This is a genomic window from Actinocorallia sp. B10E7 (genome assembly GCF_039871655.1).
Classification (GTDB): domain Bacteria; phylum Actinomycetota; class Actinomycetes; order Streptosporangiales; family Streptosporangiaceae; genus Actinocorallia.
The window spans coordinates 672346-690178 of record NZ_JBDPLZ010000002.1 but is presented as its reverse complement, the minus strand read 5'-3'; the positions used below and the strand labels follow the sequence as shown (position 1 = coordinate 690178).

Below are 17833 nucleotides of genomic sequence, written 5' to 3'. Positions count from 1 at the left end.
CGCGGGTGTCCTGGGAGTCCCCCTCGGGACCCCCGTTAATGTCGTGCTGTGCCTTACTTCGACGCTGCCTCAACCGCACCGCTGCACCCCGCCGCTCGATCGGCGCTCATGGCGGCGTTCGAAACGGGATGGGCGGATCCGGCGCGCCTGTACGGGTCCGGACGACGGGCCAGAATGCTACTCGATGAGGCAAGGGCCCGGACCGCGGCCTCCCTGAAAGTCAGGCCGGACGAGCTGAGCTTCACCGCGTCGGGGACCCAGGCCGTCCACCTGGCCGTACTGGGTGCGCTGTCCGCCCGCCGGCGGGTGGGGCGCCACCTGGTGGTGAGCGCGGTGGAGCACTCCAGCGTCCTGCACGCCGCGCAGACCCACGAGCGGGAGGGCGGGACGGTCACCACGGTGCCGGTGGACCTCCGTGGCCGGGTCGATCCGGAGGCGTTCGCCGCCGCGCTGCGCCCCGACACCGCGCTGGCCTGCCTGCAGTCCGCCAACCACGAGGTGGGGACGGTGCAGCCCGTGGCGGAGGCCGCCGAGGCGTGCCGGGCGGCCGGGGTCCCGCTGTTCGTGGACGCGGCCCAGTCCGCGGGGCGGGTGCCGGTCCCGGACGGCTCGTCCCTGCTGGCGGCCAGCGCCCACAAGTTCGGCGGCCCGCCGGGCTCCGGCCTGCTGGTGGTCAGGAAGGGCACCCGGTGGAAGTCACCGCTGCCCGCCGACGAGAGGGAGGGCGGGCGGGTGCCCGGGCCGCCGAACGTCCCCGCGGCGCTGGCCACCGCCGCGGCGCTGGAGGCCCACTCGGCGGAGTTCGCCGCCGACGCGCCCCGCCTGTGGGGGCTGGTCGAACGCATCCGCACCCGCCTGCCGGAATTGGTGGAGGACGTAGAGATCGTGGGCGATCCGGTGCACCGTCTTCCCCACTTGGTGACCTTTTCTTTCCTCTATGTGGAAGGCGAGGCCATCATCACCGAACTGGACCGGCTGGGTTTCGAGGTTTCGTCCGGTAGTTCGTGCACGGCCGATACGCTTCGACCCAGTCATGTACTGGAGGCCATGGGAGTGGTTACCCATGGCAACGTCCGGGTATCGCTGCCCCTTGGAGCGACCACCGCGGACGTCGACCGGTTCCTCGCCGTGTTGCCCGACGCGGTGACCCGGTTGCGCAAGAGCGCGGGCGTGATCTGACGCCCGCCCGCCGAGAAGGGAAGCGTGACCCATGGGCTTCCGCCGCCGCGTCACCCGCAAGCAGCCCCCGGCGCCCCCGGCGCCGCCGCCCGTCCCGGCCGGCCCCCCGGCCGCCCTGGTCCTCGACGCGCTGGGGCGCAAGTGCCCCATCCCGATCATCATGCTGGCCGAGCGCATCCGCGAGGTGCAGCTCGGCCAGATCATCGCGGTGCAGGCCGACGACGTCGCGGCCCGCACCGACATCCCGGCCTGGTGCCGGATGAAGTCGCAGACGTTCGTGCGCGAGGAGGCCCTCCCCCAGGGGGGATGGGCCTTCCACGTCCGTCGCGACTACTGAGGACCCTCCCGGCCACCGGGAGGGTCAGCGGGGTCTTCAGCCCAGGTGGGCGGCGATCTCCTCGGCGGCCTCGGAGCCGTAGGCCTGGCCCATCCGGGTGAGGAGGTCCTCGCGCACCAGGGTGTACTCCTGGCCGCCGGCGGTCTCCAGCGCGTGGGCGGCCACGAGGTTGCCCAGCTGGGCGGCGCGCTCCAGGCCCAGGTTCCAGGCGACGGCGGCGAGGAAGCCGGCGCGGAAGGCGTCGCCCACGCCGGTCGGCTCGACCTTGCGGACCTCGGGCGCGGCCGGGACGTGCAGGCCGGGCTCGCCCTTACGGTCGATCATCACGCCCTTGGAGCCCAGGGTGGTGACCCGGACGTCCACCCGGTCCAGGATCTCGGCGTCCGACCAGCCGGACTTCTGCTCGCAGAGCGCCTTCTCGTACTCGTTGGTGAACAGGTACGCGGCTCCGCCGATGAGGCTGCGCACCTCGGCGCCGTCCATGCGGGCCAGCTGCTGGGACGGGTCGGCGGCGAACGCGATGCCCCGGGTGCGGCACTCGTCGGTGTGCCGCACCATCGCCTCGGGGTCGTTGGGGCTGACCACCACCAGGTCGATCTCGCCGAGCGGGGCCAGCTCGATGTTGCGGGCCTCGCTCATCGCCCCCGCGTAGAAGGAGGCCATCTGGTTGTGGTCGGTGTCGGTGGTGCACATGAACCGGGCGGTGTGCCGCAGCTCGGAGACGTGCACGCCGGAGCAGTCCACCCCGTGGCGCTCCAGCCAGGCGCGGTAGTCGGCGAAGTCGGTGCCGACCGCGCCGACCAGCAGCGGGTTCAGCCCCAGGCAGCCGAGGCCGAAGGAGATGTTGGCGGCGATGCCGCCGCGCCGGATCTCCAGTTCGTCCACCAGGAAGGAGAGCGAGACCTGCTGGAGCTGGTCGGGCAGCAGCTGGTCGGAGAACCGGCCGGGGAAGGTCATCAGATGGTCGGTCGCGATGGAGCCTGTCACGGCTATGCGCACGGCGTGGCTCTCCTTAGAGGATGAATGAAAAAGGGCCTGGACAGATTACTCTGCCAGGCCCTTGAGGTGCCGAGAAGCCCTCAGGAGAAGCTGTCGCCGCAGGCGCAGGAGCCGGTGGCGTTGGGGTTGTCGATCGTGAAGCCCTGCTTCTCGATCGTGTCGACGAAGTCGACCGTGGCCCCGCCCAGGTAGGGGGCGCTCATCCGGTCGGTGACGACGGTGACGCCGTCGAAGTCGTAGGTGATGTCGCCGTCGAGCTGGCGCTCGTCGAAGAACAGCTGGTAGATCAGCCCGGAGCAGCCGCCCGGCTGCACGGCCACGCGCAGCGCCAGGTCGTCACGGCCTTCCTGCTCGAGCAGGGCCTTGACCTTCTGAGCGGCGGCGTCAGTGAGGATGATCCCCTGCTGAGTGCTGGTCTCCGTCATATTTCTGTACTCCCAATACGGGGCCGAGGATTTGCCTAGCAGTCACAACGTACCTGTCGGCTCGGTTCTTCCCCGGCCGGCGGGGTTTTTCTCATGGTGCCACAGGGTCCGCGCCCCCGATGACCCCCGACGGCGCACGCTCTGCCCGGTATGTGGTTACATGGGAATCGTCACTCCGACGATAAGTCCGGAGACTGTGTTCCCACAGCTTCCGGCAGCCAGTCCCCCGTGCGCGGGAAGGAGCCCCCGTGACGACCACAACCGATCTCCCTCTGCTGTTCCTGGGCCAGGGCGCGGACCCCGGCAGCGAACGGGGCGTGCAGTGCCCCGGCGAGCTGCCCCCCGCCTCCGACCCCGAGCTCGTGGCCAGGGCCGCGGCGGCCAAGGCGGCTCTCGGCGACCAGGTCTTCGTGCTCGGCCACCACTACCAGCGCGACGAGGTCATCCAGTTCGCCGACGTCACAGGGGACTCCTTCAAGCTGGCCCGTGACGCCGCCGCCCGGCCGCAGGCCCCCTACATCGTCTTCTGCGGCGTGCACTTCATGGCCGAGTCCGCCGACATCCTCACCGGCGACGACCAGAAGGTGATCCTCCCGGACCTCGCCGCGGGCTGCTCGATGGCCGACATGGCCACCTTCGACCAGGTCGAGGAGTGCTGGGACGTCCTGACGGACCTGGGGATCGGCGACCGGGTCGTCCCGGTCACCTACATGAACTCCTCCGCCGACATCAAGGCCTTCGTGGGCCGCCGCGGCGGTGTGGTGTGCACCTCCTCCAACGCCAAGCGGGCGCTGGAGTGGGCCTTCGAGCAGGGCGAGCAGATCCTCTTCCTGCCCGACCAGCACCTGGGCCGCAACACCGCGGTGCTGGAACTCGGCCTGTCCCTGGACGACTGCGTGGTCTACAACCCCCACCGGCCGAACGGCGGGCTGACCGACGAGCAGCTGCGCGACGCCAAGGTGATCCTGTGGAAGGGCCACTGCTCGGTGCACGGCCGCTTCAGCAAGGAGTCGGTGGACGAGGTCCGCGAGCGGGTGCCGGGCGTCAACGTCCTGGTGCACCCCGAATGCCGGCACGAGGTCGTCACGGCCGCCGACCTCATCGGCTCCACCGAGTACATCATCAAGACCCTGGACGCCGCCGAGCCCGGCAGCTCCTGGGCGATCGGCACCGAGCTCAACCTGGTCAAGCGGCTGGCCGCCGCCCACCCGGACAAGAACGTCATGTTCCTCGACAAGACGGTCTGCTTCTGCTCCACCATGAACCGGATCGACCTGCCCCACCTGGTGTGGGCCCTGGAGTCCCTCGTCCGCGGCGAGGTCCCCAACCAGATCACGGTCGACCCGGAGACCGCAGGCCACGCCAAGGCCGCCCTCGACCGCATGCTGGCCCTCCCCTGACGGGAGGCCCGCCCGCGTGAGCCGGCGGGGCGCACGGCTTCGGCCGTGCGCCCCGTCGCCGCTCCTACTCCGGGATGAGGCCGGACTCGCCCAGCATCGCCCGTACCTCGTCGATGTGGGCGTCGGCGGGGGGCAGCACCAGGTCGGAGGGCTCCAGGCTGTCGGCGGGGAGCACCGAGCCCCGCTCCCGCACGCTGTCGAGGAGCGCGGTCAGCGCCCGCCGGAAGCCGTCCTCGTCGCCGGTCTCGATCGCCGACTCCAGCACGGCGTCCAGGTCGTTCAGGCCGGACAGCTCGGCCTGGTCGAGCTCGAGCTGGCCCTCCCCCATGATCCGGACGATCATGTTCAGCCCCCCTGCTGCGGCGGCCACTGCTTCTGCTGCCCGGGCTGCTGAGGCTGCTGCGCCTGAGCGGGGCCCGCGTCGATCTGCCGGGGCGCCTCGCCGCCCTGGCCCAGCTCGGCCTTGAGCCGCTCCAGCTCCAGCTCCACTCCGCTCGTGGCGTTCATCCGGTCGAGCTCGGCCTGGATGTCGTCGCGCGGCCCGGAGAAGTCCTCCAGCGCGCCGGACTCCAGCAGCTCGTCGATCGCCCCGGCCCTGGCCTGCAGCTGCGCGGTCTTGTCCTCGGCGCGCTGGATCGCCAGACCCACGTCGCCCATCTCCTCGGAGATGCCGCTGAACGCCTCGCTGATCCTGGTCTGCGCCTCGGCGGCGGTGTACGTCGCCTTGATCGTCTCCTTGCGGGTGCGGAAGGCGTCCACCTTGGCCTGCAACCGCTGCGCCGCCAGGGTGAGCTTCTCCTCCTCGCGCTGCAGCTGCTCGTACTGCGCGCGGAGATCGGTCAACTGGGAGTCCAGCCCGGCGCGGCGCTCCAGCGCGGACCTGGCCAGATCCTCCCGGCCCACCTGCAGCGCCTGGCGGCCCTGGTCGGTGAGCTTGTTGTGCTCCTTCTCCAGGCGAGTGATCTGCAGTTCCAGACGCTTGCGGGAGGTCGCCACGTCGGCCACGCCCCGGCGCACCTTCTGCAGCATCTCGAGCTGGCGCTGGTAGGAGTAGTCCAGGGTCTCCCGCGGATCCTCGAGCCGGTCCAGCGCGTTGTTGGCCTTGGATCTGAAGATCATCGACATTCGCTTCATCACGCTCATCGCGCGCGGACGTCCCTTCGATACGGGGTCGCTAAACCCGAGCCAGCCACTGACGGGCCTTTTATCACCCTACGTTGTTGACGCATGGACCGACCATGAGGTTCCTCGCCGGTATCGACATCAAATATCCTTCTTCCGTGTTCCGACGTCGCAGTGACTCCTCAGACGCCCCCGCCTCCTCACAGGACGCCGAAGCGCGTCCGGTGAAGGAGGGCGGCAAGGGCCGGCCCACTCCCAAGCGGCGCGAGGCCGAGAAGGTCCGGCGCAACCAGCTGGTGACCGCGCCCCGTGACCGCAAGGAGGCCTACCGGCAGGTCCGCGAGCGGCAGGCCCAGCAGCGGTCCAAGGCGCGCGAGGGCATGGCGCGGGGCGACTCCCGGTACCTGCCCAAGCGGGACCAGGGCCCGGTGCGCGAGTTCGCCCGCGACTACGTCGACTCGCGGCGGACGGTCGGCTCCCACCTCATGCTGATCATGTTCGTGATCGTCCTGGTGAGCTTCGTCCAGACCCCGGTCACCCAGCTGCTGTTCATGCTGATCCCGCCGGTGCTGCTGTTCGTCGTGCTGACCGAGAGCCTGCTGCTCTCCCAGAAGGTCAAGAAGCTGGCCGCCGAGCGCTTCCCGAACGAGGAGCGCAAGGGCGTCGGCCTGTACGCCGCGACCCGCTCGCTGCAGATGCGGCGGCTGCGCATCCCCAACCCGCGCTACGGACCGGGCGACAAGGACAAGATCTGAGCGACCTAGGATCGGGATCATGGAATTCCGATACCTGGGCCGCAGCGGTCTGAAGATCTCCGAAATCTCCTACGGCAACTGGATCACCCACGGCTCCCAGGTCGAGGAGGACACGGCGGTCGCCTGCGTGCACGCCGCCCTCGACGAGGGGATCACCACCTTCGACACCGCCGACGTCTACGCCGGCACCCGCGCCGAGACGGTCCTGGGGCGCGCGCTCAAGGGGCAGCGCCGGGAGTCGCTGGAGATCTTCACCAAGGTCTACTGGCCGACCGGGCCCGGGCCCAACGACCGGGGCCTGTCCCGCAAGCACATCATGGAGTCGATCGACGGCTCGCTGCGCCGGCTCGGCACCGACTACGTCGACCTCTACCAGGCGCACCGCTTCGACCACGAGACCCCGCTCGAGGAGACCATGCGGGCGTTCGAGGACGTCGTCCGCCAGGGCAAGGCCCTCTACATCGGGGTCTCGGAGTGGCGGGCCGAGGAGATCTCCGCAGCGCTGAAGATCGCCGAGGAGCGAGGCTTCGACCGGATCATCTCCAACCAGCCGCAGTACTCGATGCTCTACCGGGTCATCGAGCAGGAGGTCGTGCCCTTGTGCGAGCGCGAGGGCATCGGCCAGATCGTCTGGTCGCCGATCGCACAGGGCGTCCTGACCGGCAAGTACCTGCCGGGGCAGGCCCCGCCGCCCGGCTCGCGCGCCACCGACGACAAGAGCGGCGCGGACTTCGTGAAGTTCTGGATGCGGGACGAGGTCCTCACCCGGGTGCAGGATCTCCGCCCGCTCGCTCAGGAGGCGGGGCTGACCATGGCCCAGCTCGCGGTGGCCTGGGTACTGCAGAACCCGAACGTCTCCTCGGCGATCGTCGGCGCCTCCCGGCCCGAGCAGATCCGCGACAACGTCAAGGCCCGCGGGGTGCGGCTCGAGGCCGAACTGCTGGCGCGCGTCGACGAGGTGCTGGGCGACGCCGTCATCCGGGACCCCGCCGAGACCAGGTCCCCCGCCACCCGGCCGTAGGACGCCGCCCGGCGATCAGTCGAGACTGAGGGGCATCGGGCCGTACACCACGCGGTCGTCGTCCAGCAGACGCACCCGGGCGACGCCCGCGTCGGCCAGCAGGCGCCAGTTCTCGCCCAGCCAGCTCTCCGCGTCGGACTGGGTCGGCTGGTAATCGGGCTGATCGAAAGGCGCGGGCAGAACGCTCGCCGGGATCTCCGTCCCGTCCGCCTTCTCGTACCGCCACGTCCACGCCATGTCCGCCAGACTCCCCTCGACTTCGTGCACAGTACCGCTCCGGGGATGTGTCCCAGTGCGATCATGCCATGTCCGGCGTGCTTCTCGCCGGGAACGGCGGGGTGAACCTCCCGCGACGAGCCCAGTGCGCCTCCTCGTATAGTGCGCCTCGCCATGCGAATCGAGATCGAGGGCGACGCCTCTCCGCTGGGCTGGCCCGCCCACGGCTGCCGGTGTTCCTCCTGCGCGCCGCTGCGCCGCCGGGGCGAAAGCCGTGCTCCGCTGCGGATCCTGGTGGACGGGCTGCCTTTGGAGGACTTGGAGGCGGTGGAGGTTCCCGGAGGCTTCGACGTACGGACGGCCTCGGGTGGGCGGCTGCTCTACGGGCATCACGGAGCCTGGCCGGAACCGGCTCCGGGAGCCGTCTACGACGCCGTCCTGCTGGACCTGCTGGGGCGGCCGGAGCATCTGGCCGTGCTGCGGCGGCGGGGAGCCGTGGCCGCGCACACCGCCGTCCACGCCGTCCACGTCGACCACCGCGTGCGGGACGCGGCCGAGTTGCGGCGGCGGCTGGAGTTCTGGCGGGCGCCCGTCACCGGACCGCACCGGACGCTGCTGCTCGGCGGCTCCAGGTCCGGGAAGTCCGCCGAGGCCGAATTGCGGCTCATCGCCCATCCCGAGGTGACCTACCTCGCCACCGGGCCCCGGGCGGACGGCTCCGACCCCGAATGGGACGAACGGGTGCGCGCGCACCGGACCCGCAGGCCGTCCTGGTGGCGGGTGGTGGAGTCCGACGAGCTCTCCGGGCTGCTGCGCGGCGGCCGCGGCGCGATCCTGGTGGACGGGCTGGGCACCTGGCTGGCCTCCGTCATGGACCGTACGGGGGCGTGGGAGGACCCGGACTCCGTCCGGCCGCTTCTCGCGGAGCTCGTGACCGCGTGGCGTCACACGGAGGCCGTCGTGGTGGCCGTCTCCGACGAGGTGGGGCTCTCGCTCGTGCCCGAGAACCGTGCGGGGCGGCTGTTCCGCGACCTGCTCGGCGAGCTGAACCAGCGGTTGGCCGCCGAGTCCGAGGACGTGTCCCTCGTGGTGGCGGGCCGTCCCCTGCCCCTGTAGCCCTCCCGATAGCCTCGCTGCCCGTGAGCCTTCCCCCTGGCCTTCGGCTGTCCTTCGGCCTGCTCAGCGTTCTGCCCGTCGGCTTCGTCGAGGCCGACCGGAGGGTGTTCGGCGCGTCCATGGCCTGGGCGCCGCTGGTCGGCGCGGTGCTCGGGGCGCTGCAGGCCGCGGCCTTCCTCCTGCTGGACCTGGCGGGCGCCGGCACCGCCCCGGCCGCCGTGCTGGCGGTGGGGCTGGGCGCGGTGCTCACCCGGGCGCTGCACCTGGACGGGCTCGCCGACGTCGCCGACGGGCTGGGCAGCGGCAGGCCCGCCGCCGAGGCGCTCGCGGTCATGAAGCGCTCGGACATCGGGCCGTTCGGCGTCGTCGCGCTCGTGTTCACCCTGCTGGCGCAGGTCGCGGCTGTGGGCGCGGCCACGCATCCGGCCCTGGCGCTGGTGCTGGCCGGGGCGACCGCGCGGCTCGCCCTGACCTGGGCCTGCTCTCCCGGTGTGCCTCCGGCCCGTCCGGACGGGCTGGGCGCGCAGGTCGCCGGGACGGTACCGGTCCGGATCCCGCTCGCCTGGACCTGCGCGCTGTCGGCGCTCGCGGCCGCGGTCGCCGCCTGGTGGACCCGCTCGGCGGCGGACGTCCTGCTCCTGACCGCGGCCGTGCCCGCCGCGCTGGGCGCCGCCGTGCTGTTCCGCCGCCATCTGGTCCGCCGGTTCGGGGGGATCACCGGGGACGTCCTGGGGGCTCTGGCCGAGCTCGCCGGAACCACGGTGTTGATCTTCGCCACCCTAGGTTAAAAACCGACAAACAACCATAAATTACAGGCTTTGCGAGCCGCCCCGGATCGAGGCAAGGCTTGATCGAAACGGGGAAAACAGGTGCTGGGGGCGAGTAAGGTCGAGAGGCGTGACGACGAATCTCAGCATCAGCCAGACCGACCCCGCCTCCCTCGATGTCGACGCCCTCGTCATCGGCGTGGGCCCCGAGGTCGTCCCGGCCGCCGGGTCGCAGGGCGTGGACGGCGCGCTGGACGGGCGCCTCGTAGAGGCGCTCAAGGCCGTCGGCGCCACCGGCAAGGCCGGTGAGGTGGTCAAGCTCCCGACCCTGGGCGCGCTGCCCGCCAAGGTGATCGTGGCCGCCGGACTCGGCGAGGACCCCGGCCCCGAGGAACTGCGCCGGGCCGCCGGCGCCGCCGTGCGCGCGCTGGCGGGCACCGCGCGGGTCGCGCTGGCGCTGCCCGCCGACACCCCCGAACTGGTCTCGGCCGTGGCCACGGGCGCCCTTCTGGGCAACTACTCCTTCGGCCGCTACCGCACCGGCGAGCAGACCGAACCGGTGGGCGAGCTCGTGCTCGTCACCGGACTCGACGCCACCCCCGTGGTGGAGCACGCGGAGAAGGTCGCTGCGGCCGTCTCCCTGGCACGCGACCTGGTGAACACCCCGCCCTCCCACCTGGCCCCCGAGGACCTGGCGGGGGTCGCCGAGCAGGTCGCCCGCGACAGCGGCCTCGACGTGGAGATCCTGGACGAGAAGGCGCTGGTCGACGGCGGCTACGGCGGCCTCGTCGGCGTCGGCCAGGGTTCGGTCAACCCGCCCAGGCTGGTGCGCCTGTCCTACCGGCACCCGCAGGCCACCAGGACCGTGGTGTTCGTCGGCAAGGGCATCACCTTCGACACCGGCGGCATCTCGATCAAGCCGGCCGAGGGCATGGACTGGATGAAGTCCGACATGGGCGGTGCGGCCGCCGTGCTCGCCTCGCTCCAGGCCGTCGCCGCGCTCAAGCCCAAGGTCAACGTGGTGGGCTACCTGACCATCGCCGAGAACATGCCGTCGGGCACCGCCCAGCGGCCCTCCGACGTCATCACCATCTACGGCGGCAAGACCGTCGAGGTGCTGAACACCGACGCCGAGGGCAGGCTCGTCATGGCCGACGCCATCGTGCGCTCCGCCGAGGACTCCCCCGACCTGCTGGTCGACGTGGCGACCCTGACCGGCGCCGCGCTGGTCGCCCTGGGCGTGCGGACCACCGGCGTCATGGCCAACTCCGACGAGGTGCGCGAGAAGGTCGTCCAGGCCGCCCAGAAGGCGGGCGAGACCGCCTGGGGCATGCCGCTGCCCGAGGAACTGCGCAAGGGCTTCGACTCCCAGGTCGCCGACATCGCCAACATCAGCGGCGAGCGCTGGGGCGGCATGCTCGCCGCGGGCGTCTTCCTCAAGGAGTTCGTGCCCGAGGGCGTGCGGTGGGCGCACCTGGACATCGCCGGCCCGGCCTACAACAAGGGCGAGCCCTACGGCTACACCCCCAAGGGCGGCACCGGCGCCGCGACCCGCGCCCTGATCCAGATCGCCGAGGACGCCGCCGCGGGCCTGCTGTGACCTGAGTCAAACCTTCCAGCGGCCATTACCGCTCAGTACAAATGAAAAGATGGCTCTACCTGGCATTTCTCTAGGTGCCTGACCAGGGCCGGAGAAACGAGATCCACAAGAAGGAGCGTCCAGTGGCGAACAAGGGCCCGTACGACCTCGTCGTGCTCGGCGGCGGGAGCGGCGGCTACGCCTGCGCGCTGCGCGCGTCGGAACTGGGCATGCGCGTCGTCCTGATCGAGAAGGACCCCGTCCTCGGCGGCACGTGCCTGAACCGGGGCTGCGTCCCCACCAAGGCCCTGCTGCATTCGGCGGAGGTGGCCGACGAGGTCAACGAGGCGGCCGCCTACGGCATCAAGGCCAGCTTCGGGGGCATCGACGTGCCCGGGGTGCAGGCCTACAAGAACAAGATCGTCTCCACCACGGTCAAGGGCCTCACCGGCCTGATCAAGTCCAGGGGCATCGAGATCGTCACCGGCGCCGGACGGCTGGCCTCGCCGACCTCCGTGGCCGTCGGCGACGACGTCTACGAGGGCTCGCACGTCGTGCTGGCCACCGGCTCGGCCCCCCGCTCCCTGCCCGGCCTCGAGATCGACGGCGACAAGGTCATCTCCAGCGACCACGCGCTCGAGCTCGACCACGTCCCCGCCTCGGTCGTGATCCTGGGCGGCGGCGTCATCGGCGTCGAGTTCGCCTCCGTGTGGCGCTCGTTCGGCGCCGAGGTGACCATCGTCGAGGGCCTGCCGCACCTGCTGCCCCTGGAGGAGGAGTCCTCCTCCAAGCGGCTGGAGCGGGCCTTCCGCAAGCGCGGCATCAAGTTCGAGCTCGGCGCCCGCTTCTCCGGAGTGAAGACCACCGATTCCGGTGTGTCGGTCTCCCTGGAGAACGGCAAGACCATCGACGCCGAGCTGCTGCTGGTGGCCGTGGGCCGCGGCCCGGTCTCCGAGGGCCTGGGCTTCGAGGAGAACGGGGTGCGCACCGAGCGCGGCTTCGTGATCGTCGACGAGTACTGCACCACCTCCGTCCCGACCGTCTCGGCCGTGGGCGACCTGATCCCGACCCTGCAGCTGGCCCACGTGGGCTTCGCCGAGGGCATCCTGACGGCCGAGAAGGTGGCGGGCCTCAACCCCACCCCGATCGACTACGACGGGGTCCCCCGCATCACCTACTCCAACCCCGAGGTCGCGTCGGTGGGCATCACGTCCGCCAAGGCGCGCGAGCTCGGCCTGGAGATCACGGAGATCACCTACGACCTCGCGGGCAACCCCAAGAGCAAGATCCTGGGCACCCAGGGCGAGGTCAAGATGATCGCCGAGAAAGACGGCCCGATCCTCGGGGTCCACATGGTGGGCGCCCGGATCGGCGAGCTGGTCACCGAAGGCCAGCTGCTCTACAACTGGGAGGCCCTGCCCAGCGAGGTCGCGCAGCTGCTCCACGCGCACCCCACCCAGTCCGAGGCGGTCGGCGAGGCAGCACTCGCCCTCGCCGGCAAGCCCCTGCACGTCCACGGCTGACGACCACCAGCCACACTACGAGGAGTCGCTGAGAACCATGCCGGTCTCCGTCACCATGCCCCAGCTCGGCGAGAGCGTCACCGAGGGCACCGTCACCCGCTGGCTGAAGAAGGAGGGTGAGCACGTCGAGGTCGACGAGCCGCTCCTCGAGGTATCGACCGACAAGGTCGACACCGAGATCCCCTCTCCCGCCGCGGGCATCCTGACCAGCATCACCGTCGCCGAAGACGAGACCGTCGAGGTCGGCGCCGAGCTGGCGATCATCTCCGGCGCGGACGAGGCCCCGGCCCCGGCGGCCCCGCCCGCCGCGGCGCCCGAGCCCGAGCCGGAGCCGCCCGCGCCGCCCGTCGCCGCCCCGGCCCCGACGTGGCCTCCGGCCGCGCCTCCGGCCGCCCCGACCCCGCCGCCCGCACCCGAGCCTCCGGCGCCCGCTCCGCAGGCCGCCCCGCAGGCCGCCGCCCCGCAGGCGCCCGCTCCGGCCGAGGCCGAGGGCGCCTACGTGACGCCGCTGGTCCGCAAGATGGCCTCCGAGCTCGGCGTCGACCTGTCCACGGTGAAGGGCACCGGTGTCGGTGGCCGTATCCGCAAGCAGGACGTCCAGGACGCCGCCAAGGCCAAGGCCGCCGCGGCGGCCCCGGCCCCCGCCGCCGCTCCGGCGCAGGCCCCGTCCGCTCCGGCGGCTCCGGCCGCGCCCGCTCCGGTCCCGGCCGCCGCCGCGGCCAAGCGCGGCAAGACCGAGAAGCTGAGCCGCATGCGCCAGACGATCGCCCGGCGCATGGTCGAGTCCCTGCAGACCTCCGCCCAGCTCACCTCGGTCGTCGAGGTGGACATCACCAAGGTCGCCAAGCTGCGCGACCTCGCCAAGGCCGACTTCCAGGCCCGCGAGGGCGTCAAGCTGTCGTTCCTGCCGTTCTTCGCCCTCGCCTCCGTCGAAGCCCTGAAGGCGCACCCGGTCATCAACTCGGTCATCGACACCGAGAACAACGAGGTCGTCTACCACGACGCCGAGCACCTGGGCATCGCGGTGGACGCCGAGCGCGGCCTGTCCGTGCCGGTGATTAAGGACGCCGGCGAGCTCAACCTCGCCGGGCTCGCCCGCAAGATCGCCGACCTGGCCGAGCGCACCCGCACCGGCAACGTCAGCCCCGACGAGCTCGGCGGCGGCACGTTCACCATCACCAACACCGGCAGCCGCGGCGCGCTGTTCGACACGCCGATCATCAACCAGCCCCAGGTCGCCATCCTGGGCACCGGCGCGGTCGTCAAGCGCCCGGTCGTGGTCAACGACCCGAACCTGGGCGAGGTCATCGCCATCCGGTCCATGGTCTACCTGTCCCTGACCTACGACCACCGGCTGGTGGACGGCGCCGACGCCGCCCGCTTCCTCACCACGGTCAAGAACCGGCTGGAGGAGGGGCACTTCGAGTCAGAGCTCGGTCTCTGAGGAGGAGGTCCCCCTAGGCTGGAGGCGTGCGAGCGATCATCTCGGGTGCCTCAGGTCTGATCGGTGGAGCCCTCGCCGCGCATCTGCGCGGCGAGGGCTTCGACGTCTCGCGGCTGGTGCGCAGGCCGCCGTCCCGTCCCGACGAGATCTTCTGGGATCCCGCCGCCGGCGAGCTCGACCGGGCGGCCCTGGAGGGCGCGGACGCGGTCGTGCACCTGGCGGGCGCGGGCATCGGCGACCGGCCGTGGACGGAGTCCTACAAGCGGGAGGTCTACCAGAGCCGGATCAAGGGGACGCGCCTGCTGGCCGAGGGGCTGGCGGGCCTGACGGCTCCCCCGCCGGTGCTCGTCAGCGGCTCCGCGATCGGCTTCTACGGGGACACCGGCGCGACGGAGACCACCGAGACGGCTTCGAAGGGCACCGGCTTCCTCGCGGATCTGACGGCCGATTGGGAGGCCGCCGCGGAACCGGCCGCCGCCGCGGGAGTCCGGGTGGTCCACCCCCGCACCGGCATCGTCCTGTCCGCCCGCGGCGGGATCCTCGGCAAGACGCTCCCGCTCTTCCGGCTCGGCCTGGGCGGGAGACTCGGCAGCGGCCGCCAGTGGACGAGCTGGATCACCCTGCGCGACGAGGTCCGCGCCCTCCACCACCTCATCGCCGCGCCTCTGGCCGGCCCGGTGAACCTCACCGCCCCCCGGCCCGTCACCAACGCCGAGTACACCAGGGAACTGGGCCGCGCGCTGAGCCGTCCGGCCTTCTTCGCCGCGCCCGCCCCCCTCCTCAAGCTCGTCCTGCGCGAGTTCGCCTCCGAGGGCCCCCTCATCAGCCAGCGTGTCCTTCCCGCCCGGCTCCTGGAGTCCGGTTTCACCTTCGCCGACCCGGATCTTCCCTCCGCCCTTCGCGCCGTCCTGGCGGAAGAAAGCTGATCCCGGCCGGGGAGACGGGCCGGGATCAGCGGGAGGGTGGTTTCGGACGCCGTCAGAGCAGGCGGCGCAGCAGCTTCTTGGTGGACTCGGTGTAAGGCGGGTAGACGAACCCGGGGTCGGGGCTGATGCCCTTCCTCAAGCAGGCCTTGGCGTGGCTGAAGGTCTTGAAGCCGTACTCGCCGTGGTAGGCGCCCATGCCGCTGTTGCCCACGCCGCCGAACGGAAGGTTCGGGTTGAGGGCGTGGTAGCCGACATGGTTGATCACGACCCCGCCGGCGCTGACGTCCGCCAGGAAGCGGCGCTCGTCGCCCTTGCTCCCGGTGAACAGGTAGGCGGCCAGAGGCTTGGGCCGGGCCCGCACGAACTCGACGGCCTCGGCGACCGAGGAGACCTGGAGGATCGGCAGGATCGGGCCGAAGATCTCCTCGGTCATCAGCGGGGAGTCCGGGTCCGGGTCGACCACGACGGTGAAGTCGACGGTCCTGGCGTCCGGGTCGCTGTCGCCTCCGTGCACGACCTTGCCGCCGTGCCCGTCCAGCAGGCCGGCGAGCCGCCGGGCGTGCCGCTCGTTGACGATCCGGCGGGCCCGTCCGCCGTCGCCGCCGCTCATCTCCTCGACGGCCTTGACGACCTCTTCGGTGAACCGGTCGGCGACCTTCGCGTCGACCAACGCGTAGTCCGGCGCGATGCACGTCTGCCCGGAGTTGAGCTGCTTGCCGAAGACGATCCGCCGCGCGGCGGTGGCCACGTCGGTGTCGGCCGCGACGATGACCGGGGACTTGCCGCCCAGCTCCAGCGTCACCGGGGTGAGGTGCCTGGCCGCCCCGGCCATGATCGCCTTGGCGATCTGCGGGCCGCCGGTGAACAGGACGTGGTCCAGGCCCTGGTCGAGCAGTTCCTGGGTGACGTCGGCGGCGCCCTCCACCACCTGCACCGCGTCCTGGTCCAGGTACTGCGGGACCAGCCGGGCCAGCAGCGCCGAGGTGGCCGGGGCGTGCTCCGACGGCTTGATGATCACGCAGTTGCCGGCGGCGATCGCGGCCACCGCCGGGCTGAGCGTCAGGTACACCGGGTAGTTCCACGGCCCGATGATCAGGACGGTGCCCAGCGGCTCGTACTGCACCCAGGAGCGGGCCGGCAGCATCGCCAGGGGGGTGCCGGCCTTGCGGGGGCGGACCCACTTGGCGAGGTTCTTCCTGGCGTCGACCAGTTCGGTCTTGGTGGACGACAGGTCGGCGAACCACGAGTCGAACGCCTCGCGGCCGAGGTCCTCGCCGAGGGCCTCCACGATCTCGCTCTCGCGCTCGGTGATCAGCAGGTGGAGGGCCTCCAGCTGGGACCGCCGCCAGGAGAGCGACTTGGTCTTCCCTGAGGCGAAGGTCTTACGGAGCCGTTCGACGTTCTCCGCGATCGTGGACATGAAGGAAGGGGTCCTTTCGGCTCAGGCCTGCTTGGCGTACTCGTCGCGGAGGACGCGCTTGAGCAGCTTGCCGGTGGGGTGGCGGGGCAGTTCCTCGCGGAAGTCGATGCTCCTCGGGCACTTGTAGTGCGCGAGGTTGTCGCGGCAGTAGGCGATGAGCTCGGCGGCCAGTTCCTCGCCCGCCTCGTCCATCGACATCGGCTGGACGACGGCCTTGACCTGCTCGCCCATCTCCGGGTCGGGGACGCCGAAGACCGCGACGTCGGCGACCTTCGGGTGCACCGCCAGCAGGTTCTCGGCCTCCTGCGGGTAGATGTTGACCCCACCGCTGATGATCATGTGGGACTGGCGGTCGGTGAGGTAGAGGAAGCCGTCCTCGTCCACGTAGCCGATGTCGCCGAGGGTGGTCCAGCCGCGGCCCTTGGGGTCGCGCGAGGAGGCGGTCTTCTCCGGGTCGCCGTGGTAGACGAAGTCCGGGCCCTTGTCGAAGTACAGGACGCCGATCTCGCCGGGGGGCAGTTCCTCGCCGGACTCGTCCAGCACGTGGATCTCACCGAGCACCGGCTTGCCGACGGTGCCGGGGTGCGCCAGCCAGTCCTCGCTGTTGACGTACATGAAGCAGTTGCCCTCGGTGCCGGCGTAGTACTCGTGGATGACCGGCCCCCACCACTCGATCATCTGCTGCTTGACCGGGAGGGGGCAGGGAGCCGCGGCGTGGACGGCGAACTTGAGGCTGGAGACGTCGTAGGAGGCGCGGACCTCCTCGGGGAGCTTGAGCATCCGGATGAACATCGTCGGCACCCACTGGCTGTGCGTCACCCGGTGCTCCTGGATGAGCGACAGCGCCTTCTCGGCGTCGAACTTCTCCATGACGATGACGGTGGCCCCGAAGCGCTGGAACGTCATCGTGTAGCGCAGGGGGGCGGCGTGGTAGAGCGGCGCGGGCGAGAGGTAGACGGAGTGCTCGTCGGGCGCGAAGAGGAACTGGATGAGGTGGAACAGCACTCCGGGCGTGCCGAACGGGTCGAAGTTGATGACCGGCTTGATGCCCTTGGGCCGCCCGGTGGTGCCGGACGAGTAGAGCATGTCGATGCCCTCGACCTGGTTCTCCAGCGGGACGGCCGGGGCGGCGGCCACGGTCTCCTCGTAGGAGGTGAAGCCCTCGGCGGTGCCGTCCAGCATGAGCTTGAGGACGAGCCGCTCGTTGCCCGCGGTGATCTGCCCTGCGATGCCGGCGAGGGCGTGGGCGGTGACGAACGCCTTGGCCTCGCAGTTGCCGACGATGTAGCCGGCCTCGTCGGCGGTGAGCCGGGTGCTGATGGCCGTGTAGTAGAGGCCGGAGCGCTGCGCGGCCCACGCCACGGCGAAGAACTCCCACCGGTTCTCGAGCATGAACGCGATGTGCTCTCCGGGCCGGAGACCCGCTTCGTGGAACACCTGGGCGAGACGGTTGGACGCCTCGTCGAGTTCCCTGTAGGTGACGGCACGACCGGAGCCCGCCATGATCACAGCCGGCTTGTCCGGGAACCGCGCGGCCATCGTCCCAAGATCCATAGCGCTACCTCGACGTTGAAGCGATGTTACGTTTTCCGCATTGTGTTACA

The 17833-nt window shown here is 71.1% G+C and carries 17 protein-coding genes and 1 pseudogene; 11 read left to right on the top strand and 7 right to left on the bottom strand.

The window, feature by feature from the left end; all coding sequences use genetic code 11:
- The first annotated feature begins 48 nt into the window (after positions 1-48).
- Both ABGB12_RS08305 and ABGB12_RS08300 read left to right on the top strand, forming a co-directional pair.
- Entirely contained in the window at positions 49-1179 is a 1131-nt protein-coding gene (locus ABGB12_RS08305) for a cysteine desulfurase family protein (protein WP_347675683.1), read from the top strand.
- Between the two features lie 31 nt (positions 1180-1210).
- Positions 1211-1516 (top strand): sulfurtransferase TusA family protein, encoded by a 306-nt coding sequence (locus tag ABGB12_RS08300; protein ID WP_347675682.1) that lies wholly within the window; start codon positions 1211-1213, stop codon positions 1514-1516.
- 36 nt (positions 1517-1552) lie between these two features.
- Here the strand turns inward: ABGB12_RS08300 and ABGB12_RS08295 are convergent, their stop codons facing one another.
- On the bottom strand, positions 1553-2515 hold the full coding sequence (locus ABGB12_RS08295) for a carbohydrate kinase family protein (protein ID WP_347675681.1): 963 nt from the start codon (positions 2513-2515) through the stop codon (positions 1553-1555).
- A gap of 80 nt (positions 2516-2595) precedes the next feature.
- Positions 2596-2940, bottom strand: a complete 345-nt coding sequence (gene erpA / locus ABGB12_RS08290) for an iron-sulfur cluster insertion protein ErpA (protein ID WP_344242021.1) — start codon at positions 2938-2940, stop codon at positions 2596-2598.
- Positions 2941-3188: 248 nt separating this feature from the next.
- On the opposite strand from erpA, the gene nadA reads away from it, so the two are divergent.
- Positions 3189-4340 carry a quinolinate synthase NadA gene (gene nadA / locus ABGB12_RS08285; protein WP_347675680.1) on the top strand — a complete coding sequence of 384 codons (1152 nt, stop codon included), beginning with the start codon at positions 3189-3191 and terminating at the stop codon, positions 4338-4340.
- Between the two features lie 64 nt (positions 4341-4404).
- On the opposite strand, the gene ABGB12_RS08280 is transcribed toward nadA, so the two are convergent.
- Complete coding sequence (locus tag ABGB12_RS08280) at positions 4405-4683, bottom strand: hypothetical protein (protein WP_347675679.1); 279 nt, start codon at positions 4681-4683, stop codon at positions 4405-4407.
- 2 nt (positions 4684-4685) lie between these two features.
- Positions 4686-5483, bottom strand: a complete 798-nt coding sequence (locus ABGB12_RS08275) for a PspA/IM30 family protein (protein WP_347675678.1) — start codon at positions 5481-5483, stop codon at positions 4686-4688.
- A gap of 137 nt (positions 5484-5620) precedes the next feature.
- Between ABGB12_RS08275 and ABGB12_RS08270 the strand changes: the two genes are divergently transcribed.
- Both ABGB12_RS08270 and ABGB12_RS08265 read left to right on the top strand, forming a co-directional pair.
- The gene (locus ABGB12_RS08270) at positions 5621-6217 is read left to right on the top strand and encodes a DUF3043 domain-containing protein (protein WP_347675677.1); all 597 of its coding nucleotides are present in this window, start codon (positions 5621-5623) and stop codon (positions 6215-6217) included.
- Positions 6218-6236: 19 nt separating this feature from the next.
- Entirely contained in the window at positions 6237-7238 is a 1002-nt protein-coding gene (locus tag ABGB12_RS08265) for an aldo/keto reductase family protein (RefSeq protein WP_347675676.1), read from the top strand.
- A gap of 15 nt (positions 7239-7253) precedes the next feature.
- Here the strand turns inward: ABGB12_RS08265 and ABGB12_RS08260 are convergent, their stop codons facing one another.
- A complete protein-coding gene (locus ABGB12_RS08260) occupies positions 7254-7505 on the bottom strand; it encodes a hypothetical protein (RefSeq protein ID WP_347675675.1) in 252 nt (83 codons plus the stop codon).
- A gap of 123 nt (positions 7506-7628) precedes the next feature.
- On the opposite strand from ABGB12_RS08260, the gene ABGB12_RS08255 reads away from it, so the two are divergent.
- The 6 genes and pseudogenes from ABGB12_RS08255 to ABGB12_RS08230 all read left to right on the top strand — a co-directional run bounded on the left by ABGB12_RS08255 (position 7629) and on the right by ABGB12_RS08230 (position 14809).
- The gene (locus tag ABGB12_RS08255) at positions 7629-8570 is read left to right on the top strand and encodes a bifunctional adenosylcobinamide kinase/adenosylcobinamide-phosphate guanylyltransferase (RefSeq protein ID WP_347675674.1); all 942 of its coding nucleotides are present in this window, start codon (positions 7629-7631) and stop codon (positions 8568-8570) included.
- Between the two features lie 23 nt (positions 8571-8593).
- On the top strand, positions 8594-9358 hold the full coding sequence (locus ABGB12_RS08250; protein WP_347675673.1) for an adenosylcobinamide-GDP ribazoletransferase: 765 nt from the start codon (positions 8594-8596) through the stop codon (positions 9356-9358).
- Positions 9359-9467: 109 nt separating this feature from the next.
- A complete protein-coding gene (locus ABGB12_RS08245) occupies positions 9468-10937 on the top strand; it encodes a leucyl aminopeptidase (protein WP_347675672.1) in 1470 nt (489 codons plus the stop codon).
- 122 nt (positions 10938-11059) lie between these two features.
- Positions 11060-12439, top strand: a complete 1380-nt coding sequence (gene lpdA / locus ABGB12_RS08240) for a dihydrolipoyl dehydrogenase (protein WP_347675671.1) — start codon at positions 11060-11062, stop codon at positions 12437-12439.
- Positions 12414-13841, top strand: a pseudogene (gene sucB, locus ABGB12_RS08235) (2-oxoglutarate dehydrogenase, E2 component, dihydrolipoamide succinyltransferase); the annotation flags it as partial. The gene lpdA and the pseudogene sucB, both read left to right, overlap by 26 nt.
- A 68-nt stretch (positions 13842-13909) precedes the next feature.
- Positions 13910-14809 carry a TIGR01777 family oxidoreductase gene (locus tag ABGB12_RS08230; RefSeq protein ID WP_347675670.1) on the top strand — a complete coding sequence of 300 codons (900 nt, stop codon included), beginning with the start codon at positions 13910-13912 and terminating at the stop codon, positions 14807-14809.
- 52 nt (positions 14810-14861) lie between these two features.
- On the opposite strand, the gene ABGB12_RS08225 is transcribed toward ABGB12_RS08230, so the two are convergent.
- Positions 14862-16229 carry an aldehyde dehydrogenase family protein gene (locus tag ABGB12_RS08225; RefSeq protein WP_347675669.1) on the bottom strand — a complete coding sequence of 456 codons (1368 nt, stop codon included), beginning with the start codon at positions 16227-16229 and terminating at the stop codon, positions 14862-14864.
- Between the two features lie 21 nt (positions 16230-16250).
- Positions 16251-17783, bottom strand: coding sequence for an acyl-CoA synthetase (locus ABGB12_RS08220; protein WP_347675668.1), 1533 nt, complete (start codon positions 17781-17783; stop codon positions 16251-16253).
- Positions 17784-17833 lie beyond the last annotated feature (50 nt).

What these genes read in the sequence shown, in the direction of transcription:
- ABGB12_RS08280 (WP_347675679.1), bottom strand. Translation starts at nt 4,683, where the DNA reads ATGATCGTCCGGATCATGGGGGAGGGCCAGCTCGAGCTCGACCAGGCC.
- erpA (WP_344242021.1), bottom strand. Translation starts at nt 2,940, where the DNA reads ATGACGGAGACCAGCACTCAGCAGGGGATCATCCTCACTGACGCCGCC.
- ABGB12_RS08255 (WP_347675674.1), top strand. Translation starts at nt 7,629, where the DNA reads ATGCGAATCGAGATCGAGGGCGACGCCTCTCCGCTGGGCTGGCCCGCC.
- ABGB12_RS08265 (WP_347675676.1), top strand. Translation starts at nt 6,237, where the DNA reads ATGGAATTCCGATACCTGGGCCGCAGCGGTCTGAAGATCTCCGAAATC.
- ABGB12_RS08275 (WP_347675678.1), bottom strand. Translation starts at nt 5,483, where the DNA reads ATGAGCGTGATGAAGCGAATGTCGATGATCTTCAGATCCAAGGCCAAC.
- ABGB12_RS08225 (WP_347675669.1), bottom strand. Translation starts at nt 16,229, where the DNA reads ATGTCCACGATCGCGGAGAACGTCGAACGGCTCCGTAAGACCTTCGCC.
- ABGB12_RS08300 (WP_347675682.1), top strand. Translation starts at nt 1,211, where the DNA reads ATGGGCTTCCGCCGCCGCGTCACCCGCAAGCAGCCCCCGGCGCCCCCG.
- ABGB12_RS08220 (WP_347675668.1), bottom strand. Translation starts at nt 17,783, where the DNA reads ATGGATCTTGGGACGATGGCCGCGCGGTTCCCGGACAAGCCGGCTGTG.